This is a genomic window from Actinoallomurus sp. CA-142502 (assembly GCF_050936355.1).
GTDB lineage: Bacteria > Actinomycetota > Actinomycetes > Streptosporangiales > Streptosporangiaceae > Actinoallomurus > Actinoallomurus iriomotensis.
Window position 1 is genome coordinate 1 of record NZ_JBNJMY010000001.1, and the last position, 23,938, is coordinate 23,938.

At 69.8% G+C, this 23,938-nt stretch carries 45 protein-coding genes; 15 read left to right on the plus strand and 30 right to left on the minus strand.

The features are described from left to right. On the minus strand, window positions 1-185 hold a 185-nt coding region (locus ACQEV1_RS00005; RefSeq protein ID WP_433389665.1), incomplete at its 3' end, for a hypothetical protein. Between the two features lie 35 nt (window positions 186-220). Beyond that, window positions 221-1,699, minus strand: coding sequence for a hypothetical protein (locus ACQEV1_RS00010; RefSeq protein WP_433389668.1), 1,479 nt, complete (start codon window positions 1,697-1,699; stop codon window positions 221-223). Window positions 1,700-1,760: 61 nt separating this feature from the next. Between ACQEV1_RS00010 and ACQEV1_RS00015 the strand changes: the two genes are divergently transcribed. Next, a complete protein-coding gene (locus ACQEV1_RS00015) occupies window positions 1,761-2,087 on the plus strand; it encodes a hypothetical protein (protein WP_433389671.1) in 327 nt (108 codons plus the stop codon). A 93-nt stretch (window positions 2,088-2,180) separates the two neighbouring features. On the opposite strand, the gene ACQEV1_RS00020 is transcribed toward ACQEV1_RS00015, so the two are convergent. Continuing rightward, window positions 2,181-2,402, minus strand: coding sequence for a hypothetical protein (locus ACQEV1_RS00020; RefSeq protein ID WP_433389673.1), 222 nt, complete (start codon window positions 2,400-2,402; stop codon window positions 2,181-2,183). A gap of 80 nt (window positions 2,403-2,482) precedes the next feature. Here ACQEV1_RS00020 and ACQEV1_RS00025 point away from each other — a divergent pair, with 80 nt between their 5' ends. Continuing rightward, entirely contained in the window at window positions 2,483-2,971 is a 489-nt protein-coding gene (locus tag ACQEV1_RS00025) for a hypothetical protein (RefSeq protein ID WP_433389676.1), read from the plus strand. Between the two features lie 52 nt (window positions 2,972-3,023). Here the strand turns inward: ACQEV1_RS00025 and ACQEV1_RS00030 are convergent, their stop codons facing one another. Beyond that, window positions 3,024-3,266, minus strand: a complete 243-nt coding sequence (locus tag ACQEV1_RS00030; protein WP_433389683.1) for a hypothetical protein — start codon at window positions 3,264-3,266, stop codon at window positions 3,024-3,026. Next, window positions 3,263-3,517 (minus strand): hypothetical protein, encoded by a 255-nt coding sequence (locus ACQEV1_RS00035; protein WP_433389685.1) that lies wholly within the window; start codon window positions 3,515-3,517, stop codon window positions 3,263-3,265. Before ACQEV1_RS00035 ends, ACQEV1_RS00030 begins: the two co-directional genes overlap by 4 nt. 84 nt (window positions 3,518-3,601) lie before the next feature. Between ACQEV1_RS00035 and ACQEV1_RS00040 the strand changes: the two genes are divergently transcribed. The 6 genes from ACQEV1_RS00040 (at window position 3,602) to ACQEV1_RS00065 (ending at window position 7,887) form a co-directional block, all read left to right on the plus strand. Next, window positions 3,602-4,201, plus strand: a complete 600-nt coding sequence (locus ACQEV1_RS00040; RefSeq protein WP_433389688.1) for a DUF6011 domain-containing protein — start codon at window positions 3,602-3,604, stop codon at window positions 4,199-4,201. 27 nt (window positions 4,202-4,228) lie between these two features. Next, entirely contained in the window at window positions 4,229-4,453 is a 225-nt protein-coding gene (locus ACQEV1_RS00045; RefSeq protein WP_433389690.1) for a hypothetical protein, read from the plus strand. A 50-nt stretch (window positions 4,454-4,503) separates the two neighbouring features. Next, window positions 4,504-5,103 (plus strand): hypothetical protein, encoded by a 600-nt coding sequence (locus ACQEV1_RS00050; protein ID WP_433389693.1) that lies wholly within the window; start codon window positions 4,504-4,506, stop codon window positions 5,101-5,103. A 153-nt stretch (window positions 5,104-5,256) separates the two neighbouring features. After that, window positions 5,257-6,441, plus strand: coding sequence for a poly-gamma-glutamate synthase PgsB (pgsB, locus tag ACQEV1_RS00055; protein ID WP_433389695.1), 1,185 nt, complete (start codon window positions 5,257-5,259; stop codon window positions 6,439-6,441). 13 nt (window positions 6,442-6,454) lie between these two features. Beyond that, a complete protein-coding gene (locus ACQEV1_RS00060; protein ID WP_433389698.1) occupies window positions 6,455-6,937 on the plus strand; it encodes a poly-gamma-glutamate biosynthesis protein PgsC/CapC in 483 nt (160 codons plus the stop codon). Continuing rightward, complete coding sequence (locus ACQEV1_RS00065; RefSeq protein WP_433389701.1) at window positions 6,934-7,887, plus strand: NlpC/P60 family protein; 954 nt, start codon at window positions 6,934-6,936, stop codon at window positions 7,885-7,887. Before ACQEV1_RS00060 ends, ACQEV1_RS00065 begins: the two co-directional genes overlap by 4 nt. A 163-nt stretch (window positions 7,888-8,050) precedes the next feature. Here ACQEV1_RS00065 and ACQEV1_RS00070 read toward each other — a convergent pair whose 3' ends face one another. After that, complete coding sequence (locus ACQEV1_RS00070; protein WP_433389704.1) at window positions 8,051-8,464, minus strand: hypothetical protein; 414 nt, start codon at window positions 8,462-8,464, stop codon at window positions 8,051-8,053. Between the two features lie 213 nt (window positions 8,465-8,677). Between ACQEV1_RS00070 and ACQEV1_RS00075 the strand changes: the two genes are divergently transcribed. Both ACQEV1_RS00075 and ACQEV1_RS00080 read left to right on the plus strand, forming a co-directional pair. Beyond that, on the plus strand, window positions 8,678-8,881 hold the full coding sequence (locus tag ACQEV1_RS00075) for a hypothetical protein (protein ID WP_433389707.1): 204 nt from the start codon (window positions 8,678-8,680) through the stop codon (window positions 8,879-8,881). A gap of 75 nt (window positions 8,882-8,956) precedes the next feature. Continuing rightward, window positions 8,957-9,457 carry a hypothetical protein gene (locus tag ACQEV1_RS00080; RefSeq protein ID WP_433389709.1) on the plus strand — a complete coding sequence of 167 codons (501 nt, stop codon included), beginning with the start codon at window positions 8,957-8,959 and terminating at the stop codon, window positions 9,455-9,457. A gap of 274 nt (window positions 9,458-9,731) precedes the next feature. Here ACQEV1_RS00080 and ACQEV1_RS00085 read toward each other — a convergent pair whose 3' ends face one another. Then, window positions 9,732-10,109 carry a hypothetical protein gene (locus ACQEV1_RS00085; RefSeq protein ID WP_433389712.1) on the minus strand — a complete coding sequence of 126 codons (378 nt, stop codon included), beginning with the start codon at window positions 10,107-10,109 and terminating at the stop codon, window positions 9,732-9,734. A gap of 235 nt (window positions 10,110-10,344) precedes the next feature. Between ACQEV1_RS00085 and ACQEV1_RS00090 the strand changes: the two genes are divergently transcribed. The 4 genes from ACQEV1_RS00090 (at window position 10,345) to ACQEV1_RS00105 (ending at window position 12,261) form a co-directional block, all read left to right on the plus strand. Beyond that, window positions 10,345-10,860: a hypothetical protein gene (locus tag ACQEV1_RS00090; protein WP_433389715.1), complete on the plus strand. Its 516-nt coding sequence runs from the start codon at window positions 10,345-10,347 to the stop codon at window positions 10,858-10,860. Between the two features lie 117 nt (window positions 10,861-10,977). Beyond that, on the plus strand, window positions 10,978-11,244 hold the full coding sequence (locus ACQEV1_RS00095) for a hypothetical protein (RefSeq protein WP_433389718.1): 267 nt from the start codon (window positions 10,978-10,980) through the stop codon (window positions 11,242-11,244). Then, the gene (locus ACQEV1_RS00100) at window positions 11,241-11,657 is read left to right on the plus strand and encodes a helix-turn-helix transcriptional regulator (protein ID WP_433389720.1); all 417 of its coding nucleotides are present in this window, start codon (window positions 11,241-11,243) and stop codon (window positions 11,655-11,657) included. Before ACQEV1_RS00095 ends, ACQEV1_RS00100 begins: the two co-directional genes overlap by 4 nt. 64 nt (window positions 11,658-11,721) lie before the next feature. Then, a complete protein-coding gene (locus ACQEV1_RS00105) occupies window positions 11,722-12,261 on the plus strand; it encodes a hypothetical protein (RefSeq protein WP_433389723.1) in 540 nt (179 codons plus the stop codon). A gap of 224 nt (window positions 12,262-12,485) precedes the next feature. Here the strand turns inward: ACQEV1_RS00105 and ACQEV1_RS00110 are convergent, their stop codons facing one another. Next, window positions 12,486-13,109 (minus strand): hypothetical protein, encoded by a 624-nt coding sequence (locus ACQEV1_RS00110; RefSeq protein ID WP_433389725.1) that lies wholly within the window; start codon window positions 13,107-13,109, stop codon window positions 12,486-12,488. Further along, window positions 13,109-14,314: an RtcB family protein gene (locus tag ACQEV1_RS00115; RefSeq protein WP_433389728.1), complete on the minus strand. Its 1,206-nt coding sequence runs from the start codon at window positions 14,312-14,314 to the stop codon at window positions 13,109-13,111. The genes ACQEV1_RS00110 and ACQEV1_RS00115 overlap by 1 nt, the downstream gene beginning before the upstream one ends. Window positions 14,315-14,798: 484 nt before the next feature. Here ACQEV1_RS00115 and ACQEV1_RS00120 point away from each other — a divergent pair, with 484 nt between their 5' ends. Continuing rightward, on the plus strand, window positions 14,799-15,296 hold the full coding sequence (locus ACQEV1_RS00120; protein WP_433389731.1) for a hypothetical protein: 498 nt from the start codon (window positions 14,799-14,801) through the stop codon (window positions 15,294-15,296). 58 nt (window positions 15,297-15,354) lie between these two features. Here ACQEV1_RS00120 and ACQEV1_RS00125 read toward each other — a convergent pair whose 3' ends face one another. The 21 genes from ACQEV1_RS00125 to ACQEV1_RS00225 form a co-directional block, all read right to left on the minus strand. After that, window positions 15,355-15,480 carry a hypothetical protein gene (locus tag ACQEV1_RS00125; protein ID WP_433389734.1) on the minus strand — a complete coding sequence of 42 codons (126 nt, stop codon included), beginning with the start codon at window positions 15,478-15,480 and terminating at the stop codon, window positions 15,355-15,357. A 94-nt stretch (window positions 15,481-15,574) separates the two neighbouring features. Next, the gene (locus ACQEV1_RS00130) at window positions 15,575-15,907 is read right to left on the minus strand and encodes a hypothetical protein (RefSeq protein ID WP_433389737.1); all 333 of its coding nucleotides are present in this window, start codon (window positions 15,905-15,907) and stop codon (window positions 15,575-15,577) included. Continuing rightward, entirely contained in the window at window positions 15,904-16,806 is a 903-nt protein-coding gene (locus tag ACQEV1_RS00135; RefSeq protein ID WP_433389739.1) for a hypothetical protein, read from the minus strand. The genes ACQEV1_RS00130 and ACQEV1_RS00135 overlap by 4 nt, the downstream gene beginning before the upstream one ends. Continuing rightward, window positions 16,803-17,084, minus strand: a complete 282-nt coding sequence (locus ACQEV1_RS00140; RefSeq protein ID WP_433389742.1) for a hypothetical protein — start codon at window positions 17,082-17,084, stop codon at window positions 16,803-16,805. Before ACQEV1_RS00140 ends, ACQEV1_RS00135 begins: the two co-directional genes overlap by 4 nt. After that, window positions 17,081-17,356 (minus strand): helix-turn-helix domain-containing protein, encoded by a 276-nt coding sequence (locus tag ACQEV1_RS00145; protein WP_433389745.1) that lies wholly within the window; start codon window positions 17,354-17,356, stop codon window positions 17,081-17,083. The genes ACQEV1_RS00140 and ACQEV1_RS00145 overlap by 4 nt, the downstream gene beginning before the upstream one ends. Next, complete coding sequence (locus ACQEV1_RS00150) at window positions 17,353-18,351, minus strand: hypothetical protein (RefSeq protein WP_433389748.1); 999 nt, start codon at window positions 18,349-18,351, stop codon at window positions 17,353-17,355. The genes ACQEV1_RS00145 and ACQEV1_RS00150 overlap by 4 nt, the downstream gene beginning before the upstream one ends. Further along, window positions 18,344-18,553, minus strand: coding sequence for a hypothetical protein (locus tag ACQEV1_RS00155; RefSeq protein WP_433389750.1), 210 nt, complete (start codon window positions 18,551-18,553; stop codon window positions 18,344-18,346). Before ACQEV1_RS00155 ends, ACQEV1_RS00150 begins: the two co-directional genes overlap by 8 nt. Beyond that, a complete protein-coding gene (locus ACQEV1_RS00160) occupies window positions 18,546-18,698 on the minus strand; it encodes a hypothetical protein (RefSeq protein ID WP_433389752.1) in 153 nt (50 codons plus the stop codon). Before ACQEV1_RS00160 ends, ACQEV1_RS00155 begins: the two co-directional genes overlap by 8 nt. Beyond that, a complete protein-coding gene (locus tag ACQEV1_RS00165; RefSeq protein ID WP_433389754.1) occupies window positions 18,695-19,285 on the minus strand; it encodes a hypothetical protein in 591 nt (196 codons plus the stop codon). The genes ACQEV1_RS00160 and ACQEV1_RS00165 overlap by 4 nt, the downstream gene beginning before the upstream one ends. After that, a complete protein-coding gene (locus tag ACQEV1_RS00170) occupies window positions 19,278-19,610 on the minus strand; it encodes a hypothetical protein (RefSeq protein ID WP_433389757.1) in 333 nt (110 codons plus the stop codon). The genes ACQEV1_RS00165 and ACQEV1_RS00170 overlap by 8 nt, the downstream gene beginning before the upstream one ends. Then, window positions 19,600-20,235, minus strand: a complete 636-nt coding sequence (locus tag ACQEV1_RS00175; RefSeq protein ID WP_433389759.1) for a DUF5662 family protein — start codon at window positions 20,233-20,235, stop codon at window positions 19,600-19,602. The genes ACQEV1_RS00170 and ACQEV1_RS00175 overlap by 11 nt, the downstream gene beginning before the upstream one ends. Beyond that, window positions 20,232-20,963: a hypothetical protein gene (locus ACQEV1_RS00180; protein ID WP_433389762.1), complete on the minus strand. Its 732-nt coding sequence runs from the start codon at window positions 20,961-20,963 to the stop codon at window positions 20,232-20,234. The genes ACQEV1_RS00175 and ACQEV1_RS00180 overlap by 4 nt, the downstream gene beginning before the upstream one ends. Next, the gene (locus ACQEV1_RS00185; RefSeq protein WP_433389764.1) at window positions 20,956-21,345 is read right to left on the minus strand and encodes a hypothetical protein; all 390 of its coding nucleotides are present in this window, start codon (window positions 21,343-21,345) and stop codon (window positions 20,956-20,958) included. Before ACQEV1_RS00185 ends, ACQEV1_RS00180 begins: the two co-directional genes overlap by 8 nt. Continuing rightward, on the minus strand, window positions 21,345-21,668 hold the full coding sequence (locus tag ACQEV1_RS00190) for a hypothetical protein (RefSeq protein ID WP_433389766.1): 324 nt from the start codon (window positions 21,666-21,668) through the stop codon (window positions 21,345-21,347). The genes ACQEV1_RS00185 and ACQEV1_RS00190 overlap by 1 nt, the downstream gene beginning before the upstream one ends. Beyond that, the gene (locus ACQEV1_RS00195; RefSeq protein ID WP_433389769.1) at window positions 21,665-21,967 is read right to left on the minus strand and encodes a hypothetical protein; all 303 of its coding nucleotides are present in this window, start codon (window positions 21,965-21,967) and stop codon (window positions 21,665-21,667) included. Before ACQEV1_RS00195 ends, ACQEV1_RS00190 begins: the two co-directional genes overlap by 4 nt. Next, on the minus strand, window positions 21,964-22,290 hold the full coding sequence (locus ACQEV1_RS00200; protein ID WP_433389771.1) for a hypothetical protein: 327 nt from the start codon (window positions 22,288-22,290) through the stop codon (window positions 21,964-21,966). The genes ACQEV1_RS00195 and ACQEV1_RS00200 overlap by 4 nt, the downstream gene beginning before the upstream one ends. A gap of 11 nt (window positions 22,291-22,301) precedes the next feature. Beyond that, window positions 22,302-22,475 (minus strand): hypothetical protein, encoded by a 174-nt coding sequence (locus tag ACQEV1_RS00205; protein WP_433389774.1) that lies wholly within the window; start codon window positions 22,473-22,475, stop codon window positions 22,302-22,304. After that, window positions 22,472-22,678: a hypothetical protein gene (locus tag ACQEV1_RS00210; RefSeq protein ID WP_433389777.1), complete on the minus strand. Its 207-nt coding sequence runs from the start codon at window positions 22,676-22,678 to the stop codon at window positions 22,472-22,474. The genes ACQEV1_RS00205 and ACQEV1_RS00210 overlap by 4 nt, the downstream gene beginning before the upstream one ends. Further along, on the minus strand, window positions 22,678-22,920 hold the full coding sequence (locus ACQEV1_RS00215) for a hypothetical protein (protein ID WP_433389779.1): 243 nt from the start codon (window positions 22,918-22,920) through the stop codon (window positions 22,678-22,680). The genes ACQEV1_RS00210 and ACQEV1_RS00215 overlap by 1 nt, the downstream gene beginning before the upstream one ends. Window positions 22,921-23,048: 128 nt before the next feature. After that, window positions 23,049-23,471: a hypothetical protein gene (locus ACQEV1_RS00220; protein ID WP_433389782.1), complete on the minus strand. Its 423-nt coding sequence runs from the start codon at window positions 23,469-23,471 to the stop codon at window positions 23,049-23,051. Further along, window positions 23,468-23,938: a hypothetical protein gene (locus ACQEV1_RS00225; RefSeq protein WP_433389785.1), complete on the minus strand. Its 471-nt coding sequence runs from the start codon at window positions 23,936-23,938 to the stop codon at window positions 23,468-23,470. The genes ACQEV1_RS00220 and ACQEV1_RS00225 overlap by 4 nt, the downstream gene beginning before the upstream one ends.

The window sequence follows — 23,938 nt, forward strand, 5'->3', positions numbered from 1 at the left end:
GAGAACTCCTGCTGCGACCGGGCGGCCATCTGCTGCCAGCCCGGCTCCCGCATCCGGTTCTCAAGGTCGGCGATCGACTCTTGCAGGTGGGAGACCATCTGCCGCTCGGCGTGCAGCGCCTCAGCGATCTCGCGGCGGCCGGTCGCCCGGTACCAGGTCTCCTGGAGCAGGGAGGTGACGCCCATGCGTGCCCCCTCCCGGTCGGCGTGGTGCAGGTTCGCTAAATGGGGCTGATCTCATACGCGTCCAGGTCCTCATCCAGGTCCTGGCCCTCGACGACGTCGTCGGTCGGCGGTACGACGACGTGCGCCTTGGCGAGCATCACCGCGTCCGCCCGGTCTGGAGACGGCAGGCCGCGTTTACGCATGTCGTCTTTGGACTCGATCAGCACCTGGCCGCGCGCGGTGTACTTGAACTTCACCGTCCCAAGCTGCGCGGCGAGCTCGTCGTCGTCCGCGGCGATGTCGATGTCGCCGGCCTCGAACCGCTGGCGGAGCCCCCACCACCATTCGGCGCGGGCGTTCGCGAACTTCTCGCTGTTGATCGCGGCCGCACCGGACTGCATGTCGACGACGTCGTGGCCCACTCCGAGGAGCTCGTCGACGACACCGGCGCCGACGCCCACACCGTCGACGCGGAGCTCGTCGACGTCGTGCTCGCGTTTCGTCGCGATGACGTGGCCGGTGGTCTCGGTGGTCCGCAGCTTGGCGTGGTCGCCGACGATCCGCACGACAGGCCCGCGGGCGAGCGCGAGGATCGTACGGTCCGAGCCGAACCGGGCGACGTCGACGCTGAGCACGCTGTGCGGGCCGGGGTCGAGGGCACGGGCCTGGGCGGCTTCGATCCAGCGCGGCGAGATGAGGGTGTCGTCGCCGATCTCGGGGAAGTCGCCGAGGACCTTCGCGATGTAGCGGGGGGACTTCTCGCCCCAGCGGCGGCGCTTGTCCTCCTCCCACTCGGGCGCGAGGAGGAGCGGCCGGAGCGCTTCAGGAACGGCCTCGCCGGTGAAGTTCGGGGTATCGAACGCGCTGATCCGGATGACGTTCCAGCCGGAGCCGGGCTTGCAGACCTTGCCGAACTCGGTGTTCGGGTCGTCCGGGTTGCCGATCACCAAGATGCGGCAGTCGGCGTTGGTCGTGATCGCCTCGACGGCGGTCCAGATCTGCTCGGGTACGCCGCACGCCTCGTCGATGATGACGAGGACGAACCGGCGGTGGATGCCTTGGAAGCCGTGCTCATCGCGGTCAGCCGGTTTGCGGCCCCAGCCGACGAGCGTGCCGTCATCGAGCTTCCACTCATCGGATTGGAGGATTCGGCCGGGCAGTGGCTCGTCACGGGCCGTCGCGCGTTTGGCGCCGGCGCGGATCTCTTCCCACAGGATCGCGTGGACCTGCGGGTAGGTCGGGGCGGTCGAGACGACGAAGGCCTCGCCGGGCGGGTGTACGTCGATCCAGTACTGCGCAATCGTCGCAGCTAGGAACGACTTTCCGGCGTCGTGGCAGGACTTGACCGCGGTGCGTTTGTTCGCGACGACCGATTCGGCGATCTCGCGCTGCTTGGACCACAGGTGCAGGCCTTGGCGTTCTCGAGCCCAGTCGACCGGACGGCCGAGGTACGGGTTCGGTTTCGGCGGCTCGAACCGGCGGGCCGCGAGCTCGAACGGGTCCAGGGCGACGCCTGCGGCTCCCGGCAGGTTCACGGCGTGGCCCTGATCGGCCAGTGCCGCTCCGTACGGTCAGGCATCGGCGATCCTCACGGTCATGACCAGATCGAGGGCCGGCCGTACGGCGGCCGTGTGCGCGTTGGCAGTGCTGCTCGCCGGGTGCGCAGACCACCGGACACCGCGGGAGCAGGTGCGGGCCGCGTGCGAGAAGTACGTGGCCGCGAAAGCGAAGGCGGATCACCTGGCAGGGCGGCCGCGGTTCGTCGCCGAGAGCGTCGAGATCGGCGCTGTCCGGACCCGGGCGTCGGTTGACGGCACGGTCCAGCTCGGCCAGCAGCGCCACGACTTCCTGTGCTCGGTGGAGAAGAAAGGCGGCCACTGGCGGCAGGTCGTGGTGATCTGGCGGGACTTCACCGGCCTGTGAAATGCGAAGACCCCGCACGCTGGCGGGGTCATTCTCGGCGACAGCTCACCGATCTTGGAAAGATGATGTTGGACAGGGTCACGCTCCGTCAAGTCAGGCTGATCGCGTGTTCCGCTCCCAGGTCTCGCGCTCGGCGTCGAGCACGGCCTGTTCGGTGACCCAGACGCGCCGGCTGCCGGGGATGCGGAGCGGTTTTAGGTAGCCCTTGTGGATCCACCAGCGCAGCGTCGCTGGCGCCTTGTTCACGTTCGGGAGCGCGGCGGCCTCGTCGATCGTGAAGACCTCCGACAGTGGGTCGTTCGGATCCAGGCGCACATGATCATTGTGCCTGGTCGCCCTGGCCCGCGTGAGCCAAGCTCCAGGCCGGAAATGCCGCCCTGTGGAAAGGTTTCGCTATGGCTGTTGCAGCGCTCGTCATCTCGATCGTTTCTCTCCTCGTTGCCGGTCTGGCCGCGTGGTTCACCTGGCGGCAGACACGGGCCGAAGAGGCCGCGACATCCATCGAACGGAAGCGTCACCACGCGGAACGTGAGCCGGCCTTCGAGGGCCGCGTCAAACTCGTCAGCAATAGTGGCTGGCATCGGCTGGACCTGCGGCTCGCTCAGGGCGGGCCACTGGCCAAGGTCACCGTGACGATCGTTGAGGGCGACGGAGTCGAGTTCGCGGGCAACCAGTACGGTGTGCCGGGCCCAGCCGCGCGCGCCACCGCGTTCACGATCAACCCGTTGAAACGGGATGAGTTGGCGACGTGGCGGGTTCTGCTCGCCGACTCACGTTCAAGCCGCATACGGCTCGTGTGCGAATGCAGCGACGACGCTGGCGACACGTGGGAAGTGTCTACGTGGGTGGACCTGCCGCCGAAGGTCAGAATCAGCGTGTGGTGAAACGCAGCCACCAACATTTCCGTTCATCTGGCGGACGCGACGCTCGGCGGACTCAGGACGCGGTCGTCCTGAGCCAGTGGGCGCACGCAGGGCACAAGTCGAGCCAGCGCGGGCCGATCTCGGTGTCGGCGACGTACGCCAGCGCCGCACGCTCGCCGCACCTCAGGCAGGGGTGCACCTCGTCGAGCCGCCGACGCTCCATGTCCTGGCCCGTGTAGCTGGCCGGGGCTTCGGGCAGCAACGTCGGGTTTGCCCTGAGGAGATGCAGCATGCCGTCAGCGGTCGGCTCGCTCATGGCCCGGAGACCTTCCCATCGCGGATGTTGGCGACGTACGCGCGGGTCCAGCCGGAGGCCTCGACGACCTCGTTCAGGCGACCGCGCACCTGCGGCTCGCCGCGCTTCTCGGGGAAGCACTGGGGGATCAGCTCGAAGATCTCGGCCCGGTCGCGGTCGATGCGGTCCCGGAGCTCGGCGATCCGCGCGATGCGTTCCTCATCGGTCTTGAGGGCGGGGCGGTCGCCGTCGGCGTGGGATGGATCGGCCATGACCCGAGTATCGCATACGCGATATGCCTAGTCTCTATGCATAGTGAGTTGACTTTGGATAATCAGTAGGCATACTCTTTATACATGATGACGACGCGGGCCACCCAGACCGTCACCCTCAACTGCGGCCACCGGTTCACCTACACCGCGGGTGAGGGCCAGCTCTCCATCCCCACCTGGCTCGCGCCCGACCACCCCTACACCTGCATCCACTGCTGGAACCTCCACGGCTACGAGGGCGTGCGCTACGTCGTCCACGTCACCGACATCGAGCCCGAACCCGCGCAGGCTCCCAAGCCCCGCCGTTGCCTCCGCCCGGGCTGCGGCCGCACCCTCACCTCCGCTCAGAGCATCGCCCGCGGCTACGGCCCCACCTGCTGGGCCAAGGTCCGCAAGGCCGCCCGGGACGTCGCGCTCGCCCAGTTCGCCCACGTCCCACACCTGGTCGCGAAGGCCGAGGAGCTGATCGAGGCCGGCGGCATCGTCCCCCTCCGCAGCGGCCGCGTGTTCCGCACGGCAGGCAGTCGCGGCGCCCGCTACCTGACCGCGCCCGAGGCTTGCAACTGCGCGGCCGGGCTGCGCGGCAAGCACGTCTGCCACCACCGGATCGCGGCGGCCGCCGTACGCGCCACCTACGACCTACGCCCGGCCACGGCGCCCACCGCCTACGCCCTCGCTGCCTGAGCCAACCCGGAACGGAAGGAGACCGTCGTGACGAAGTTCGGCCCCGGCGACGAAGTGCTCGTCACGCGCTCGGCCAAGCCCGGCGAGCGCACGACGTGGCGCGGCGTGATCCTCGCCGGCGACTCCGAGGAGGGGTTCTCGCTGCGCGGCGTGTGCCTCACCACGGGCAACGCCGAGCACTCCTGGTTCTCCGGGGCCGAGGTGCTCAAGCGGACATACGGCTGCATCCAGACCGTCACCCGCGCGGAGTGACTCCCATCCCCGCCGCCTGACCAGCCCTTTCCAGGCAGGAAGGACCCCCAATGACCGACCTCACACCGTCGATCGTCATCCGGTACACGGACCGCGACGGCAAGCCCGCCAGGCTCGGTCCGATGACCCGTATGGAGGCCGGCCCACTCCTGGCCGAGATCCTCGGCGGTCTGGATCCGGACGCGACGTGGGCCGACCTTCTCGGTGATCTCCGGCGGCGCCTTCCGGTCGGCGTCCGGGTTCGCCACGCCACTCGGGAGCTGTTCGGCGCGGTCGTCGAGGACGACGGGGCCGGCGCGCCGGGGAGGGCGGCGGCGGGGCGGACCGCATACTCCATCACCCACAAGGCCGTGACGTACGTGGCCGTGCGGTGGGACGACGGCACGGTCGGTTGGTACGTCTCCGACTGGATCGCCAAGCTCGCTCACGCCCGCCAGCCGAACCCGCGGATGCCTTCCCAACGGAACGTCCGGTACGGATCCGGCCGCCGGCCGGTGGGCCCGTCCTCACCTGCGGTCACCTTGTGCGACGCGCCGGCGACCGACATCGACCTGTCGCTCCGCGAGGCGCGGTCGAAGGCTCATGTCAAGCACCTGACGTGCCCGGACTGCCGCGCCATCGTCGCGGCTGGCCGTTCGACTCCGGGATGAGGTCGCGGTCCAGCCCCAGGCGGTAGCCACGGGCCGGACCCCGACGTCTGCTTCCGGGCCTGCCCTTCGCGAGGGACGGGCAGGCTCGGCCCCCTCCCGCAAGTCCCTCACGCACTTTCCCCAAGCAGCTCCCGACTGGGGGCAAGGAGCTACATGCGCATGTCCATCGTCTGGATCTTTTACCTGTTGCTCGCCGGCGGCTTCACGGTGCTGGTCGCCTGGCTGGTCTCCGAGCAGCGCCGTCACACGCGCAACCTCGAGCGGATCCCCGTCCGCATCCTGGTGAACGGCATCCGGGGCAAGTCGAGCGTGACCCGGCTGACCGCCGGCGCGCTGCGCGGCCCCGGCCGTACGGTCGTCGCGAAGACGACCGGGTCCGCGGCCCGGTTCATCGCGCCCGACGCGGCCGAGATGCCGATTCCCCGCCGGTTCGGGGTGGTGAACGTCATCGAGCAGCTCGGCGTCGTACGGCGGGCGGCCGAGCTGGCCGCCACCTTCCTGGTCGCCGAGTGCATGGCCGTGCAGCCCGACCTTCAGGAGCTGAACCAGAACAGGCTCATCAGGTCCACGATCGGGATCATCACGAACGTCCGCCTGGACCACGTCGAGGAGATGGGCCCCGGCCTGGAGGACATCGCCCGGTCGCTGTCGCGCTCGATGCCCTGGGGCGGGGTGTGCTTCACCACCGAACGCGAGCACTTCAGCGTCCTGGCCCTTGAGGCGATGCGGCGGAACTGCACGCTGATCCGGGTCAACCCCGAGAACGTTACCGACGCGGAAATGCGCGGGTTCGACTGGATCACCTTCAAGGACAACGTCGTGCTCGCGCTCGCGGTCGCCCGCTACCTCGGTGTGTCCCGCCGCGAGGCGCTCGCCGGGATGTACGCGGCGCCGCCGGACCCTGGTGTGCTGCGGGTCGAACGGCGCCAGGTCGGCGCCGCCGAGCTGCAGGCGGTGAACCTGTTCGCGGCGAACGACCCGCAGAGCACCTTGATGAACATCGACCGGCTGAACCTGGCCGGCCGGGACGTGCAGGTCGTCATCAACTGCCGGCCCGACCGGATGGAACGCAACGCTCAGATGGGCGAGATCGTCGCGGCGATCGACCCGTCGCAGGTGTACCTGATCGGCTCCCCGACCCGCTCGGCGCTCCGCGCGATCTCCCCCTCGTACCGGCCCCGCGTCGTCGACCTGGGCGGCGAGGAGCACACCGGCCCGGCGCTGCTCGAGCGCATCGGCGCGCGCCTGCGGCCGGCCACGACCCTGCTCATGATCGGCAACATCCACGGCCGGGGCGAGCACTTGCTCTCCGCCCTCGGCATGGGTGACGTGAACTAGGAGACCCTCCGAAATGAACCTCATCCCTGCGGTCGGCATCGATGTCGGCCCGGCTCTGTCCGCGGTGATCCTGGCGATCGGGCTGCTCGGCGCGCTGATCTGCTACCTGGTCACCAACCTGTCCCCGGGCGGGCTGATCGTGCCCGGCTGGCTCGCCCTGACGGTCGTGGAGTGGCCGAAGACGGTCCTCGTCGGCGTCGCCGCCACGGTGACGACGTACGCGCTGATGAAGGTGCTGCGCCGGCACGCGATCCTGTACGGCAAGCGGCTGTTCGCCGCGACCGTGCTGGTCGCGGTCCTGATCGAGGTGGCGCTGTTCCTCACCCTGCGCGGGCGGTTCCCGGCGTTCTTCCCGCACAACACGCTCGGCCTGGTCGTGCCCGGTCTGATCGCCTACCAGATGGACAAGCAACGGTTCCTGCCCACGCTCGTGTCGTTGGTCTCGGTCGCCGCGGCCACGTGCGTCATGCTCACCGTGGGGGTCGCTCTGTCATGAGGAAGCCGATCATCGCCCTGGTCGCCGTCGCGGCCGCCGCCGTCATCGCGCTCATGCCCCTGCTGTCCCGCACGGTGGTGGACGCGAAGGAGCGTCACCGGGTGGGGCACTCGGCGCGGCCGCTGCTGCCGGGATACCGCTACATCCGCTCCCGGCACCCGGACCGTACGAGCGTGTACGACGAGCGTGACCACCTGGTCGCGACGCTCACCGAGGGCGCGCGGACGGTCGTGTTCCGGCCGAAGTCGCGGACGTTCACCGACCCGCAGGCGGCCGCGCCGGTCCGCACCGGCGCGTGGGTGCGGTTCGCCCCCACGGCGTGGCGGTTCGGGCAGCAGAACACCGCGGCGTTCCGGGCCTGGTTCGCCCGGGAGGTCACCGACATCTCCCCGGACCTGCTCGCCGACGCGATGCGATACGTCACCGGCGGGCCGGCCGACGCCGGGTTCGGTCCGTACGCCGAGGATGAGGAGCACCGGGTGCGTGGCGCGGACTGGAACGACTACCTCGGTGTCGCCTGGGGCGGCCTCCAGCCTGATCCGCGCCTGCACCGGGACGTGGACTGCTCCGGGTTCGTGCGGCTCGTCTACGGCCACGACATGGGCATCAAGCTGTACGCCGACACCGGCTCGCACGCGGACGGTCTCGGCCGGTTCTCGCGGTCGATGGCGGCCGGGGCGCCAGGTGTGGTCATCGCGGACAGCCGGCCCGAGCAGCTCACGGACCTCGACGAGCTCGAGCCGGGAGATCTGGTGTTCTTCGCGCTGCACTCCCGGACGCGGATCTCGCACATGGGGTTCTACCTCGGCCGGGACGAGGAGGGGCACCCTCGGTACGTGTCGTCGCGGATGCGCGCGAACGGGCCGACGTTCGGTGACGCGGGCGGCGCGGCCGTCCTGAACGGTGACGGGTACTACGCCCGGCACCTGCGGGTCGTACGGCGCTTGTGACCGCTGCCCGGCCTTCGGCGGCCGGCCAAATGCTCGAGGCCGGCGAGGCCTGCGCCCACCTTTGGGCGGTGTCCTCGCCGGCCTCGGTTTGTGCTTCCGCAGGTCGACCACTCCGAGAGGAGAGAGGGGCCGTCCCCGGCTGGCTGCCGGGGACGGCCGGTGATCACTCCTCCGAGGACTCGTCGTCCTCGGCGTCGAGATCGATGTCGAGATCGAGCAGTCCGGAGATCTGGATGATTCTCCGGACTGCCAGCTCGATCCCCTCAAGCCGCCAGGGCGCTGGCCCGGCGATCTTGGTGAAGGCCCAGAGGTCCCAGGCGACGAGCCACTCCGTCAGCAAGCGGCGGAGGAAGTCTCGCGGCATTGGGTCGATCGGCTCCTCGTTGAGGAGGACGGTCCGGGCGCGGTCCATGGCGGTGATAGCCGTCACGAGGTCCCAGGCGTCTTCCTCCATCGGGGGGAGCCCGATCGGGAGGGGGAGTTCCTGGAGGTGCTTGCTCGCGAGCGCGTACGCCGACGAGAGCGCCTTCAGGAGCTGTTCCATCCGCTCCTCCGGGTCTGGCAGTTCGTCTGCCATGCCTTTCTCCTCTCTGGAGTTGTCAATCTGCGGTGCCGGGTCGGGGGTCTCACTCCCCTTGCCGACATGAACAACAATAGCCTAAGTCCAGTCGTTACGCAAGGATATAAGGCCGATAGAGGAGGTGGAGTACGAGAGATAAGTCCTTGCGTAGTGACAGGACTTAGGCTAGATTAGTCCTTGACGGGAGCAAGGGAAGGAGGTGAGAATTACATGGCAGACCGGATGGACCAGCTCATCGCAGCGGCCGCCCGCCAGGGCTGGTCGGTGCGGCAGACGCCGCGCGGCGTCTGGGTGTTCCGCAAGGGCCTGATCACGGTGACCGCCAAGCGCACCCCGGAGACGGGACGCGAGTGGCTTTCCCTGATCGGCGCTCTCAAGGGCGCCGGGCTGGACTTCCCGCCCACCGGGAAGTAGCCGGAGGGGCCGCGTACGGGCGCGGCCCCTCCCCATCCATCCACTCCGACGGGAGCAAGGAAGGACACCACCATCATGGCCTCATGGCACGCCGAGGTCACCCTGACCGGCAAGCCAGGCGACACGGCGATCGAAGAACTCACCACCACCCTGCCCGGTTTCCCGGTCATCACCGCCGACGAGCAGACCGGCCGCCTAACGGTCGCCCTGGCCGTCGACGCCTCCACGGTGCGGCAGGCCACCGACGCCGCGTTCAAGGCCGTCACCGACGCCGCGCGGGCCGTGCTCGGCAAGGCCGAGCTCGTCGGCGTCCGGGTGCTCAGCGAGGAGGACTACCGAGCCGAGGTCGAGCGCCCGGCCCGGCTCGACCTGGTCGGCTCGACCGAGGGCTCCAAGCTGTTTGACCCACCCATCTCCCGGCAGCGTTTCGAGGAGCTGGCCCGCACGCACCCGGACTTCCCCCCGCACGTGGCCGAGCTGGCGCGCGGGAAGGTCTACACGCGCGCGAGCGTCGAGGCGTTCGGCGGGCGGTGGGAGCGGAGGCGCACCGGGCGGCCGCCCAAGGCGAAGGACTGATCATGCGCGGTGTACGTGCCACACCCCCGGCCGGCCTCGGCGCGCGCCCAGGCGGCGGGAGACCGTCGACCTCCTCCGATGGAACAGGCCGGCCGAGGAGGAGGTAGGTACTATCGAGGTGGCTCTCTGTGAGGGTCAATCTGCACGGGACCGGCGGGTGTCTCACCAGGCTTTCGAGCCTGTATCCCGCCGGTCCCTTTGTTTCTGGCAGACCGACAACTCCGGAGGAGGGGCGGGGTGCCGCCCCGAGCTGGCTGCTCGGGGCGGCGGCGACTCACTCGGGATCGATGTCCCGTGCGAGTCGTTCGTTGACCACGTCCGCTCCCGCGACGATTCGGCCTATCTGGATCTCGACTGCGTCGAGTAGCCAGGGCTCGGCGTCCTCGTCGTCGGCGAACAGCCATTCGCAGGCGGTGACCCAGTCGATGATCATCAGTCCGAGCTGCCACGCGATGTCGGCATCCATGGGGATGTCCTTGAGCAACGCGTAGGCGCGGACCAGACCCTTCCGGATCTCGTCGGCGTAGATGCTGTCCCCGACCTCGGGGAGCTGGATGCGGAGCGGCAGCCCCATGAGCATCTTGGCGATCAGGCCGTAGGCCTTGATCATTCGGATGACACACAGAGCGTGCCGCCGCTGGTGGTCGTCCACCGTTTCTCCTCTCTGGAGTTGTCAATCTGCCTGCCGGGCGGGGGTCTCACTCCCCTTCCGACACCACAAACATTACCACAGTTCTGTCCCGTGCGCGACGAGTCAGGCGGATTGAATCAAAGAAATTTCGCGCACCACTAAGGGGCAGAACTGTGGTATAGTTACTTGTGTTGGGCGAGGGAGTGAGACCCCAGACCCCGACACCGCAGATTGACAACTCCAGAGAGGACGCACCATGGGAGAACGACGCACCGCCACGCACGAGACCCACCTCACGGTCCGGCTCCTTGGACCCCACGAGGTGACCTGGCGGATCGCCAACGGCGAACTCGAGGTGATGATGCCCGGAGCGGTCATCAACGTCACCGACCGCAAGGCGCTCTCGGGCGTCTACGGGGCCTGGGTGGAGGCGGGCGTCATCGCCCTCAACGTCTTCACCGGCGACCGCCGCGCGGTCCGGCAATACGTGAGCCGGGTCCCGCAGCGGATCCTGGGCGTAGTGAAGATCAGCGGCAGGCAGCCGCATCCGACCATCGCCGGGAAGGCGCCCGAGATCAGCCCGAGCGGCTGCGGCCAGCTCGTGATCCGGCTCGGGCACCTCACGATCGTCTGTGACGACCGGACGGCGTGGGAGTCCCAGGACGCCGGATGGCGCGCCGCGTGCGAGAGCGCCGCCGAGGCATGGGGTGGCCCGCAACTCACCCTGGCCGCGTTCCGGGGAGAACAGCGGGCGAAACGACGCTACGAGTGACGAGAGGGGGCAGGCCACACGGCCTGCCCCCCGAGTTATCCACAGAACCGCGCGAGGGACTTACCCGCCCCAGGCTCACCCGGCCACAGTGAACACCACGCAACGAAAGGAGACACCATGTACACGGTGCTGGAAGTACCCGCCCGCCGACTGGTCGCCCAGGCCGCCGACCACGGCGGGGCGCTGCACCTGCTCGACGCCGAGTGCCGGCGCCTGCATGACCAGGCCGCCGCGGACCCCGACGCCGAGGCGCGCACCCACAGATTCGAGATCGTCAACGCCGGGACCGGCCGCGCGGTCGCCTGGCTCACCTACAGCCCCGACGTCGCCCGCCCGTACGTCAGCGTCCTGGTCGACGAAATGCCCGCCGGAGAACGACAGTGATCCCCCGAGGCCGGCCGGTCGTCGACGCGGCCGGCGCCGCGCAGCTGCTCGGCATCAGCTACAAGACGTTCCGCAACACCGCCGTCGCGGCCGATCCGGAGTTTCCCGCACCGGTGAACCCCGGCCGCCGGAAGCTGCTGTACGACGAGGCTCAGGTGCGGGCGTACGCGGCCGACGAGCCGTTGCCTAAGTTGCCGACCGGCGAGCACCCGGACGACCTGCTCGACGACCAGGAGACCGCCGACGTCCTCGACGTGGCGTACGCGACGATCCGCGCAGACCGGCGCGCCGACCGCCTGCCCGAGTACGTGGACGTACTTGGCGTGCCGCACTATCGGCGCGCGGACCTCGCACGAGTACCGACTGAGATGCGGCCAGGCCGCGGCGCCGGGGGCGGTCGGCCGCGGAAGTAGCTCCAAATGCCTAAGCTCCCCAAACACGAGAGCAGCAACCGCGTCACTCGGGCATGGTGAAGCTATGACACAGTGGGCAAACGTCTTAGCGACCGGTGGCGCAGCTGCGGCTGGCGGCGCGCTCACTGGATTCTCGGCTATCTGGGCTCAAGTTGTGACACACCGCGGAACGTCCAAGCGTGAGCGGGAAGCGCGCCGCGAAGAATCCCTGCGCAAACACCTTAACCTAGAGCAGGACACATTATTGGCGCTACAAGACGCCCTTGAGGAGGTCAGCTCGCTAGTCGCACGAATTCGCGTCGGTCTGATCGGGGACCCGATGGAGCTAGCGACCGAGGCCCACGGGAAGATCGGCCGCGCGATGAAGCTGGCGAACCGGACCCGTGCGATCGACGCGGCAAAAGCGGCCATTTGGTACTGCCGTTTAGTTTACGAAGCGATGGGACTTGATCTCGGTCTGGTGCTAGATACAAACTTTCTGATTGAAAAATCCAGAGCGGTTGAACAGGCATGGACCGACGCAATGTGGCTGACGGGCGAAGCTCTTAGAGCCCCCTACAGCCAGATCGATGATCTGGAGCCACCAGGGTGGGTAAAGGCTTAGATCCGAGGATCGCGGGTTCGGCACCACGGTGATCTCGTAGCGGCAGCGGCCGACGCGCGTGAGCCGCGCGCAGGGCTCCTTGGGCGCGTCAGGGCAGGGCCAGGGCGTGACGGTCGCGGCCGGGTCCATCGACGTGGATGGCGGCGTGTACCCCGGCGGCAGCTCGGCCTCGACGACCCGCGCACCTTGGCGGAACCCCACCAGCCACCAGCGCCCTCGCGCGTTCACCGCGGCTGTCCTGCGTCGTGCGGGTCGCAGCCGTTCGGGCAGGTCCAGCGGCCGTACAGCGTGGACTCGTTGCCCGCCCAGTCGGTGGGGTCCACGGAATCGCGTTCGGCGGGCGTGCCGCAGACACCGCAGTACGGGCCGCCCGCCGTTCCGTGGACGATGCCGTCGACCAGGCCACTGTTCTTGAACGGCCGGGGGATCACGCCGCCGGACGCGTATCGGATCTCGGGCCGGGCGGGCACAGCGGGCATGGCCTCCCGGAAGCGGGCGAGGGCCTCGGGCGTCGCTGAGTTCAGTAGGGCGCCATGGCGCAGCGGTGCGAGAGCCTTCACCCTGGCGGCGATCCGCTCGGCCTCGCGGCGGAGCGCGGCGGGAAGCGTCCGCTCTTCGGGCTCGGGCGACAGGCGCACCGTGCGCGCGTGCGTACGCGCACGCTTCATGAGCGGGCTGTCCGGGCAGTAGTACGTGCCGTCCCCGCCGTCTGGATCGCAGGCGCCGCAGGACGCGTAGTGCAGGACGTCCTCATCGGCCCAGCCGGTCACCTTCCGGTACGCGGCGAGGACCGCGGCGTCGTCAGTGGGCTGGGGCGCGTGAACGCTGCCCTCGATGGCGTGCTCCATCAGTCGCCCTTGACGTTGATGATCTGCCGGAGCGTGTGCCGCACCTCGACCAGGTCCGCGGCGTCGGCCATGACCTGGTCGATCGGCTTGTACGCGGCCGGGATCTCGTCGATGAACGCCGCGGTGTCGCGGTACTCGATGTCACCCATCGCCTCGCGGAGATCCTCGTGGGTAAAGGTCTTGCGGGCGGCGGAGCGGGAGTAGTTCCGGCCGGCGCCGTGCGGTGAGGAGTTCAGCGCCAGCCGGTTGCCCTTGCCGACGACGACGTAGGAGGCGGTGCCCATCGAGCCGGGGATGAGGCCGGCCTTGCCCGCGGTCGCTTCGATCGCGCCCTTGCGGGACAGCCACACGTCCTTGCCGAAGTGGTGTTCCTGCTGGGTGAAGTTGTGGTGGCAGTTGATCCGCTCGGCCTCCTCGACGGCGGCGCCGAACCATGCGGAGGTGCAGGCGATGACGCGGTCCATCATCTCCTCGCGGTTGAGGAGCGCGAAGTGCTGCGCCCAGCGCAGGTCACGGATGTAGGCCCAGAACTCCGGCTCGCCCTCGACGAGGTAGGCCAGGTCCCGGTCGGGCAGGCTGATCCACCGGCGTTCGCACTGGGCCTGGGCGACCTTGATGTGGTGCTGGGCGATCTTGTTGCCGACGCCGCGGGACCCGGAGTGCAGGAACAGCCAGACGCGGTCGAGTTCGTCGAGGCTGACCTCGATGAAGTGGTTGCCCGAGCCGAGGGTGCCGAGCTGCAGCCGCCAGTTCCCGGCGTACTGGTCGGGTGTGACGTCCCAGCGCGGGTGTTCGAGGTCGGCGATGCGCGGCCGCGCGGTGGCGGTGAGGTCGGTGTTGTACTTCCCGGCCGAGAGCGGGACGGCGTTCTCGATCGCCTGGCGGAGCGCCGCCTTGTCCCGGCCGGTGACGTCGCGCGCGGTGAACTGGGTGCGGACGGCGATCATGCCGCAGCCGATGTCGACGCCGACGGCGGCGGGGATGATCGCGCCGAGGGTCGGGATGACGGATCCGACGGTCGCGCCCTTGCCGAGGTGCGCGTCGGGCATGAGCGCCAGGTGCGGGTGGATGAACGGCATGCTGGCGGTCGTTTCGGCCTGGGCGAGGGTGTTCGGTTCGATGATCGAGGCCCAGGACATGAGGCGCTTGCTGATCTGCTGCACCGTCGTGATGCTAGGTCCGAGCCCGTCGGGACGCCTTCGCATTTTTTGTCCTGTCGCTCACGGCCGGGTCGCCTCCTCGAGTTGCGTGCCGCCGTCGTCGGCCTCGACGAGGTCCTGGTACTCGTGCTCGTGCATGAGCCGGCCGCACGCCCGGCACTCCGTCATCCCGTCCGCCCGGGGCGGCGGCGGGCGCGCTGTCGCAGTGTGGTCGTCATGGCGTGATGAGGATCGATTCCGGACCGGTCAGGTGTGCACCGAACGCGAGGCTCTGCCGGGGACGGAGGTCCGCAGCCACGTCGCCCCTCCTGAGCAGAGGACGACACGGAGATCAGCGGACAGGATTTCGGACAACCCGAAGCGATGACCCATATCTCGCACACCACAACGACTATTTACTTAGATCTATACCAGAGGTACATTCCGTCCGCACGGTCAAATGGTTTAGGACGGGAGCGCAACCATGTCATGCGGAGGATCCTCAACCAAGGCATGGGGCGACTCGCCGTCAGTGCCTGCAGAAAAGGCCGTGCCGGTCATCGCGGGTTTGTGGGCGACCTACATTAAGCAAATCCCGGAGCTCGTTACTTCTGGGAATCAGACGATGAAGGCCGGCCGGAAAACCACCTGCCGCATGAGCTTTGAAGAAGAAAACGAGTTCGACGGGACTTCAACATCCGGTTATCACGGCGAAATCGACTGCCTGAACCAGGCCGAAGAAGCAGAACTGGACCTTTCAACAGGCGAGTTCGTCAGTCTGAGCAATCCCGTATGTCTCGTATGCGCGACGGTCCTGTACGCGGTTGGCATCACGACAGTTCCGGCGATCGCCACGGGCTCCAAGGAGTACGCAAACTACAAGCTACCCGGCTGGCTGTGGGACGAAGATCAAGAGTACTTGGAAGACCTCCTTGGCGAACTAGCCTTCAACGCGTGGACGAATCACGTCTCACCCGCGACCCGCCAGAAATCCGAAGTCCGTCAACAACTCGTTACGGCAATGACGCAGGTGCTACGGAAATCATGATCTAAGAAGCGGCGTCCTGCCGAACTCGCGTACGGCGACGCTGAGTGGATGGTTGGGATCACAGTTCGGGCACGCCCGCTGTCCCGCGCAGTTGCCAGGATCGTGGGTCGACCAGCTCACCGCCGAGCGCCGCTCGCTGGCGGTAGCGGAACTCGGCGGCGGTCTCGTCCCATGGCGGCGTCAACCGCAGGCCGGGCTCGGGCGGGCTGAGCGCTGCCTCCAGGCTGGCCCGGGTGATCTCGACACACGAGCCCTCGTCGCGTGGAACCTCAGCTTCTTCACCATAACGGTATCGGCAGGTCGCGTGCCGGGCCGGCAGCTCGTGCAGCGCTTCTGAGAGGGGGATGTCGCGCGGGCCAGGCCGCGCAAGTACTCGCTGACGTGGAGACGGCGCGGATCCACGTCACGCCGCGCTCAGGCTCGGGCATGTCGAGCAGGTGCTCGGGGCTGCGCCGGTCGAGCTGGTGGCGTACGCGCTCCGCGCGGCCGTAGAGCATCCGGGCGATCGCGCACTGCGCTTTGACGCTCAACAGGGCGGCGGACTCGACCTCGGCCGGGTCGCTGAGGGTGTCGGCGAACGTGCGCAGCTGCGCGGCGATGCGGCGTCTCACGGTCTACTCGCCTCCTGGATGTCGGTGCCGCCGTCGTCCGCGTCAACGAGCTCCTGGTATTCGTGCTCGTGCATGAGTCGGCCGCAGGCCCGGCATTCGATCATCCCGTCCGCGCGCGTCCATAGTGCGCGCTGCCGACACCGGTCGTTCGGGCAGCGGGCCGGGCGCCGTTGTATCACGGGGTCGGTCTTGGTCATCTCCTGCAGGGTGCGCTCCCACCACAGGACCGCGCGGCCGAACTGGACGCTGCCGGGGTGGTTGAGGATGTCCCGCAGCTCGTCGATGAGGAAGGCGAGCGTGAGCCGGCGGGCGCGGGAGTCTCGGGCGCGCTGCGGCCGGCGCCGGTAGCCGCGGTACTCGCGCCAATCGTCCTCGCATTTGACGAGCTGGCTGTACAGGTCGTCGAGGGTGTCCCCGATCGGCGACGGTGAGCCGGGGTTCGCGCGGTTGCCGGTCGTGCCGTACTTCTGGCTCGCGGTGGAGCCGCGGTGCCCGTCGGCCCAGGAGCCGAGTAGGGACGCGAGGTCGTCGAGGGCGGTCAGCGCGCCGCGGATCAGGCCTGCGTCGCGTGAGCACCAGACCGGGTCTCCCTTCCGGTACGCGAGGTCGTCCTCGGTGGGTTCCGCCGGCGGGGCGGGCGGGGGCGGGAAGGTGGGGCTGATCGGCTCCCGTACGACCAGCACCCCGGCGTCGGCGTGATGTTTCCACCAGCCGTACGCCTCCTCGTACGCGGCCATGGCCACCTTGAAGGCCGCCTCCAGGACGGGACGGGCCTCCTCGTAGTCCGCGAGGGCCTGGCCGTGGACGACCTGCGCGGCCAGGTAGGCGTCGACGGTCTTGCGGTACCGGCGATTGCACGGCCCCGGACATGCGTCGGCGGCGTACGGAGTGTCGGTCACGCGTAGTCCTCGGGGCTCGGCGGCGGGGTCTTGGTCAGGAAGTTGAACGGCTCGCGCGCGACGCCGGTCGTCCGGTCGATCTGGTAGACGCGGATGAGTGGCCCCCCGACCTCCGCTTCGGCGGGCGCGATGAGCTCGACACGGGTCGTCGCGTTCGGGTCGATGCCATGGGTCGCGAGCCAGGTGCAGAAGGCGCTGAGGAAGGAACCGCTGGGCGGCCAGCTCTGATCCGAGACGTCGTAGACGGCGCTGGGCGTGTCGGTGGTTTGGTCGGTCATCGTGGGTGTCCTTCGTGGGGGTCGATGTGGTGGTCGCGCATGCCGATGGCGACGGCGTGCGCGCGGGTGCGGGCGCCGAGTTTGTGCTGCATCGCGGTGACGTACCGGCGGTACGTGCGGGTCGAGATGTCGAGGGCGTGGGCGATCTCGGGGTCGTGTGCGCCGTCGGCGAGCTGGCGGAGGATGTCGAGCTCGACGGGGCGTAGCGGGTCGCCGCGTCGGGCGCGCTGGTCCACGCCGAGGTGGTAGCCGGTGGTGGCCCGGGCCGTCACTGGCCGTCTCGCGGGTGGTCGGCCTCGGCCTGTTCGGCACGGTGCAGGAGCTCGGCTCCGCTCTCCTCGAGCGCTTGGACGCGATTTCGGAGGCCGGCCGCGTCAGCGCGTGCCGCTTCGAGCGCCTGGTGCTGGGCGGTGAACACCGGGGTGATGAAGTCGTGGACGGCGGCCGCGGTCGCGTCGGCGATCTGGTCGGCGTCGGTGCCGGACAGCGTGATCGGTCCGGTCGCGGCCTGCTCGATGGCGCGGGGGCCGAGGCGGAGCCGTACGGTGTCGCGGACGCGGGCGGCGATGTGGTCGCGGAGGTCGGCCCGGCTGACCGGTAGCGGGCCCGCACCGGCCGGTGGGAGGTCCTCGGTCAGGGCGGCCCGCCAGACGGCGACCGTCTCCTCGCGCAGCCAACCGGTACGGACGCATGCCTCGCCGGGGTGGCCATGCTGGGTGATGTGGCTGAGGATTTCCGTGGCCAGGGCTCGGTACCGGTCGGCGCGCTCCCGGTGGTTGGCGAGCGCGCGACAGGCTGCCTCATACGCGTGCTGCGTCGGGTAGTACGGGCGGATCTCCAGGATGGGATCCTCCTCGACCGCGAGGAGGGCCGCGTCGGCGAGCGCACCGAAGCTGCGGATCTGGGTGTGCTCGCAGACGATCGCGGTGCGGTTGTGCTCCTCCATCATCAGCTCGGCCATCCGCTTGCGTAGGTCCCCGACCAGCTGCTGGACGTCGGCGCCGGTGACTTCGTGGTCGATCTGTCCGCACGCGTTGGCCGGCAGCGGGTCGCCGTCGACGTGGTCCCGCTCCCAGGAGGCGTTGCCGGCGACCTCGACCAGCGCGCCGACCGGCCAGGTGCCCGGGCGCGGGTCATCGCCCTCCGGCACGGCGATCCGGGTGAGGTCGTAGTCGAGGAGCACGGCACCGCACCAGGCGCAGCGCTGCCGGAGCTGGGCGCCGACCGTGATGTCGGGGCCGGCGATGTGGACGATGCCCTCAGCCACGGCTGGCCTCGGGCTTCTCGACGAGGCGGAAGATCGCGCCGTCGTCGGTGTGCTCGACCGTGATGCCGGCGCGGTACGACGCGATTGCCGCTTCGCCGAGTTCGAGGTGGGTGAGCGTGAGGCTGCCGCCGCTGCGTTGAAGGGCGGCGGCGAGCAGCGGTCGCAGGTTGGCGTCGACGGGGATGGCCTTCGGATCAGACACGGTTCCTCCTGCGGCGCTTGGACTGGCGGTGCTTCTTCTTGGGGGTGCCTTCTCGGCGGCCGATGTGGTCGCGGAGGTGGCGGTTGAACTCGTGCTGCGCGACCACGACACCGTTGGCGACGTGGTTGTAGCCGCGGCCGCTCACGCGCCACCGTCCAGGACGGCAAGGGTGTCCCGAGCCTGCTCGATGGCCTGCACGCGACAAGACGCGGCAATGGTCAGCTCGCACAGACGCCGCACCCGCTCGACGGCTGCCTCGGCGGCGTACGCGCGCCGCTGAAGGTCGTTCCGCTCCAGCTCGGCGTTGAGGAGGAGCTGCGGGTGCACCATGACCGGTTCGCCGAGGAGCGCGGACAGCGGGGCCCGGTCGTCACCGCGGCGCATGACGCGCTCGGAGTCCGGCTGGCCATTCGGTATCCGCCAGCATTCGAACCACCACCCGGCGGCGAGAACGTCGGCGTAGCGCAGGATCGACGGGTGTCGGTGCAGCGCGGTGATGCTCCGGCTTGTGACGACCGGGCAGCTGTCGTGGACTTCGGGGTTGAGCTGGTCGGCGTCGCCGCGGTGCAACCACCACAGTTCGGACCAGTCCTCGTTCTTGCCTTGGCGGCCCCGCGGGGTTGGGTGGCGGTCGATGCTCCACAGCACGCCGGCGGTGTCGGTGGCCTGGTAGCGGTCTTGGGCTTCTCCCTTCCAGCTGAGGCGGGGTACGCCGCTGTGTTGTTCAGCCACGGTCGGCCTCCGTCACGTCGAGGTAGGTGGGGCAGGGCCAGATGAGGCCGCAGCCGATGCAGCCGGAGCCGTGCCGGTCGGTGCGGGGGCCGCGGTGGCGGTGTCGTACGCGTTCGAGGCGGGCTTCGGCCTGTGCGCGTGCGGTCTCGTGGGTGCACTCGATCGGGTCGCCGTCGCAGGTGCACGGGCGGACGACGCGGAGCACGGTGTCGGCCAGCATCAGCGAGACGGGGTGGCGCTGCTCGGGTGTGCCGGTGCGGTTGGCGGGGTGGTGGGTGATCGCGTCGGCCACGGCCTGACGGAGCTGGGGAAGCCTACGAACCACGGCGTGCCTCCCCGGCGGTCTCTCGCGGCCACGTATACGGCTCGTGCTGGCCGTCGCAGTGGTCGCCGTCGTGGCCTTCCGGGGTGTCGAGCGGCACGGTGCAGGTCATGACCGTGCCGTCGGGCGCCTCGTGGACCGAGCCGCAGGGCTGGTGATCGAGCCACCGATACTCGCGGGCGGTGTTCCAGAGGATCTCGTTGAGCTGGTCGTCGATCCCGAAGCGCTTCCGCTGGATCGTGAGGGACTTGGTGAGGCTGCCGTCCGCGTGCCGCTCGCTCGCGGCGCGCCAGTCGGCGAGCATCTCGATCAGGTCGACCAGCGTCATGCCGGAGATGCCGCGCGCGTGGTGCTCGGGGTGGTGGCGGTTGTTGGCGTAGTGGTGTTCCAGGCCGGCCTGCATCGCGGCGAGGTGCCCGTGGTACTCCTCGCAGCCGTACGTCGAGTCACGGAGCTTCGGGGTGAACTCGTTGAACACCTCGAGCTCGGGCGGCTCGGTCTTGCTGCGGTCGTGGCGGACTGAGCGGTTGACCAGCTCGGCGATCAGGGGCGCCATGAGCTCGCCGACGCGCTGGGCGTGCTTGAGCGTGTCCGCGGTGCTGTCGTACGGGGCAGGCTCAGTGGTCACGGCCGGCTCCCTCCTTCGGGGCTCTCCAGGGAACTCGTGTGACCGCACCCACAACCGGGCGGGCACTTGCAGATCGGACGTCCGGCGTCGGGGGCGTGGAGGGCGCCCATGGCGGCGAGCAGGTCGACGAGGACCGCCCGGGCGGAGGTGCCGCCAGCGGTGTGGGCCTTGAGCCGATGGGCATGGATGGCGACGCCGGTCAGGTGCGCGCGGAGGTCGTCCCGCTCGGCCAGGATGCGCCCGTACTCGTCGTGCCAGCGCTGGGCTGCCTGCTCGGCCATCTCGCACTTCCGCTCAGCCGCGTTCGCGCGTTGCCGCTCCAGCTCCCAACGGGCCTCAGCCTGGGTGAGGCGGGCGGTGAGGTGCGCGACGCGCTCATCGCGGACGGCCAGCACGGCGCGACCGGCGGCGCGGAGGGACTCTTCCGGCCCGTCATCGGTTGGCGGGTCGTCGAAGAACCGCTTGAGTGCCTCAGCCATCCGCTCGCACAGGTCGCCCTGGTCGGCGGCGAGCGCGGCGAGGATCGCGTCGACGTCGCGGCCGGCGGCTTCGCGAGTGATGCGCGAGCGTGTGGCCTGGGGCAGCTTCCAGGCGTCGAGCAGCGCGGCGATCAGCGTCTCGCGGGCGCTCGGCGTGGTGGTGGTCCCAGGCGCGGTCGGCTCGGGCTCGGCGAACACGATGGGCTGGCCGTTGTTGATGCTGGCCATGCCACGCGGGTCCTCAGCCACGGTCGGCCTCCTGCTCGCGGGTCGGCCACCACGCGTCGTGCAGGTCTTGGCGGCACAGAGCGCACAGGTCTCCGTGCGAGCTGCGCTCACCGCATTCACGGCAGACACCGGGCGTGCCGGGCGGCTCCGGTTCGCGGCCAGTGGCTACCGCCAGGCAGGTGAGGCAGAAGCCTGGCGGCAGCTCGGCCGTACGGCCCTCGTTGATCAGGTCGGTGATGTCGCCGAGGGTGCCTTCGGGGACGACCGCCAGGCCGCCGCAGGCGGCTGGGCACAGCCCGCCCGGCTTCGGCCTCGCACCGAGCAGGGACGGCAGCAGGTGCCGCGTAGCCGGGTCGGCGTCGGCATACGGGCTGTAGGGGTTCGGGGTGAGTCGCTCGGCCATCAGAGTGGGCCTCCGCCGTTCCACGGAGCGTCGGCCTCGCGATCGGCGGGCACCAGCGGGCCGAGCTCGTATCGCTGGACGGGCGCCGGTGCGTAGCGGCGGGCGACGGCGCGGGCGATCTCCTCGGTGGTCGGGGTGATCGCGTACACCGCCCCGGGCGCGTAGAACTGCGTCGCGGGCGGCTCGCTCGGCACGTCGATGCGGAGGAAGCTCGCGCCGGCGATCTGGGCCTCGGTGACGCGGCCGGCGAGGCGGCGATGGCCGAGGAGCTCGAGGATCGCCCACTCGGCGAATACGGACTCGTCGGCGGCCTGGTCGGTCAAGGTCGGTCTCCTTCGTGGTCGGACATGGCGGTACGGCGCGTGGCCGGGCGGTCGAGCTTGCGAACCTCGGTGACGAACGCCTCCAGCGCGGCGAGGAACGCGGCCTGCTCGCGCAGGGCGGTCATGCCGCCGCGCTGGTAGGCGGTCGGTTCGAGGACGGGCGCGAGGGCCTGCATCTGCTCGCAGACGCTCCGCATCCCGGGGATGTCGATCTCGTCGGCGACCATGGTCAACGCGGTGGTCGCGCCGACGAGCAGGTCGAGGTTGCGCACGTAGTCGGCCGGGTTGAGATCAGTCATCGTCGCCGCCCTTGGTCGGCCAGACGTTGACCAGCTCGGTGCCGGCGGGGTGCGTGGATCTCGGCCATGACCGAGCGGCGCTCGTCCGGGGCCGGTGCGATGGTGACCGGCCAGGCCAGGAGCGACGTGTCCTCGTCGACCTGGCCGACGGCGATGGCCCAGCAGCCGTCGAACAGCGCGTGCACGCGCATCGTGTCGCCGTCGGGCGCGCGCAGTTCGCCGCGCCAGACGACGGGGCCGGTCTCGTAGGTGTACAGCTCCTCGACGATGTCGCCGCGGAGTTCGATGGCGTCGTCGCTGGCGCCGTAGATCCGGATCGTCATGTTTCTCCTGGTCAGATGTAGGAGTTGAATCCGCCCACGACGACGGCGGTAGTGGGCTCGGCGGGCGTGGGAGTGGGGATGGGGGTGGGCAGGACGCGGGCCAGGATCGGGGTCAGGTCGAGGCCGGGCAGATCGTCCAGGCGAACTTCGGTGAGGTCGTGGAGCGCGCTGATGTAGCCGTTCATCGGGTGTGTCCTTCCGTGTTGGCGATCGGGGCGGGTTGTGGCGTCGCGGTTCCGGCGGGCCGGTGGGCGCAGCCGCAGCCGTTGGGTGTGCGGCCGTGGTCGCGGCAGATCGCCCGGTCGTGGCCGAGCGTCGGCGTGCCGTGTTCGGCGGCGATGCGTTGGTCGGTGTCGGCGGCGTTCGCGCAGGGCTGGCAGATGGCCATCAGCGGAACCTCCGCAGGATCTCTTCGGCCTGCCGCCGCTCGTCCTCGGTGAGCAGGTGGGCAGCCCAGAGAGCTTGACCGGCCTTGCGGCGGCCGAGGACGGGGGTGAGCGCGGCGAGTTTGCCGGGCCGCGGGCCGTCTGCCGGTGCGGGAGAAACGGCGGCGTGCGGAAGCTGTTCCGGCGGTTTCGGGGCCGCCTCGGGTTCCACCTCGGGGCGCGGAGGAGCCGCAGGCCGACTCATGACGGGCGAGGTGGGCCGGTCGCACTCGTTGGGCGACGTGGCGCGGCCGGCAGTCGGTAGCTCGACGCGCGCCGGGGTCTCCTCCCACGCCGGGATGCCGAGCCACCGCGCCAGGCGTCCGTGAAACCTCACGGTGTGATCACGACCTGGCGAAGCGCGGTGTCCTGGCGGAGCTGCTCGCGCAGCTCGGCCAGGCGCCGGACGGCGAGGTCGTCACGGCGGGACAGGGCGCGGCGGGCGGCCGGCTGGAGGGTGTACCAGCAGCCGGGGCACAGGTACTGGCTGGCCTTCTTGGGGAAGGTGCAGCCCGGTGTCGGGCAGGTGGTCGGGTCCACGGTGGTGGGGTTCTCGCTTTCGGGCAGGGTCCGGTCGTGCCGGAGCTGGTCGAGCATGTGGGCCTCGACGGCGGCCTGGTAGATGGCGCGGCCGGTGTCGTCGTCGAGGTCGGCGTGGCGGAAGTACCAGTCGGCGGCGAGGCGCCAGCAGTCGGGCGCCATGGTGTGGAAGGCGCCGTGCAGCAGGCACATGCTGGGCGCGTGGTCGCGGCTCATGAGGTCGCTGCCTTCGCTCGCAGGAGGAGCCAGCCGCCGCACAGGGTGGCGGGGGTGCCGTCGGCCTTGTACGGGACGCTGTCGAGGACCGGCGGGTCGTACGCGCCGGGGTGCGCGGCGATCTCGACACCAGCCGGGTGCCGCAGGGTCACCGCGCGGCGGACGCCGGCGTGGCAGTAGAACGGGGTGCCGGAGGTGACGAGGTCTTCGAGGAGGTCCTCGTCACCGGCGTATCCGGCCTCGCCCTGGCGCTCCGGGGACTTCGGCCGGTATGCGCAGTCCCCGCACATCGCGAGTGGGTCGGGCGGGAGCGGCAGGCCGGGCCGAAGCGGCTGCTGGTCCAGGTCATATACCGGCTCCCAGCAGGTGCAGCGGTCCGGCCCGTACACCGCGGCGCCCATGCAGCAGGTGCCGCGGCCGGCGTCGGGCAGGTCGACAGCGTGCTGGGGGCGGCAGATGTCAGTCAT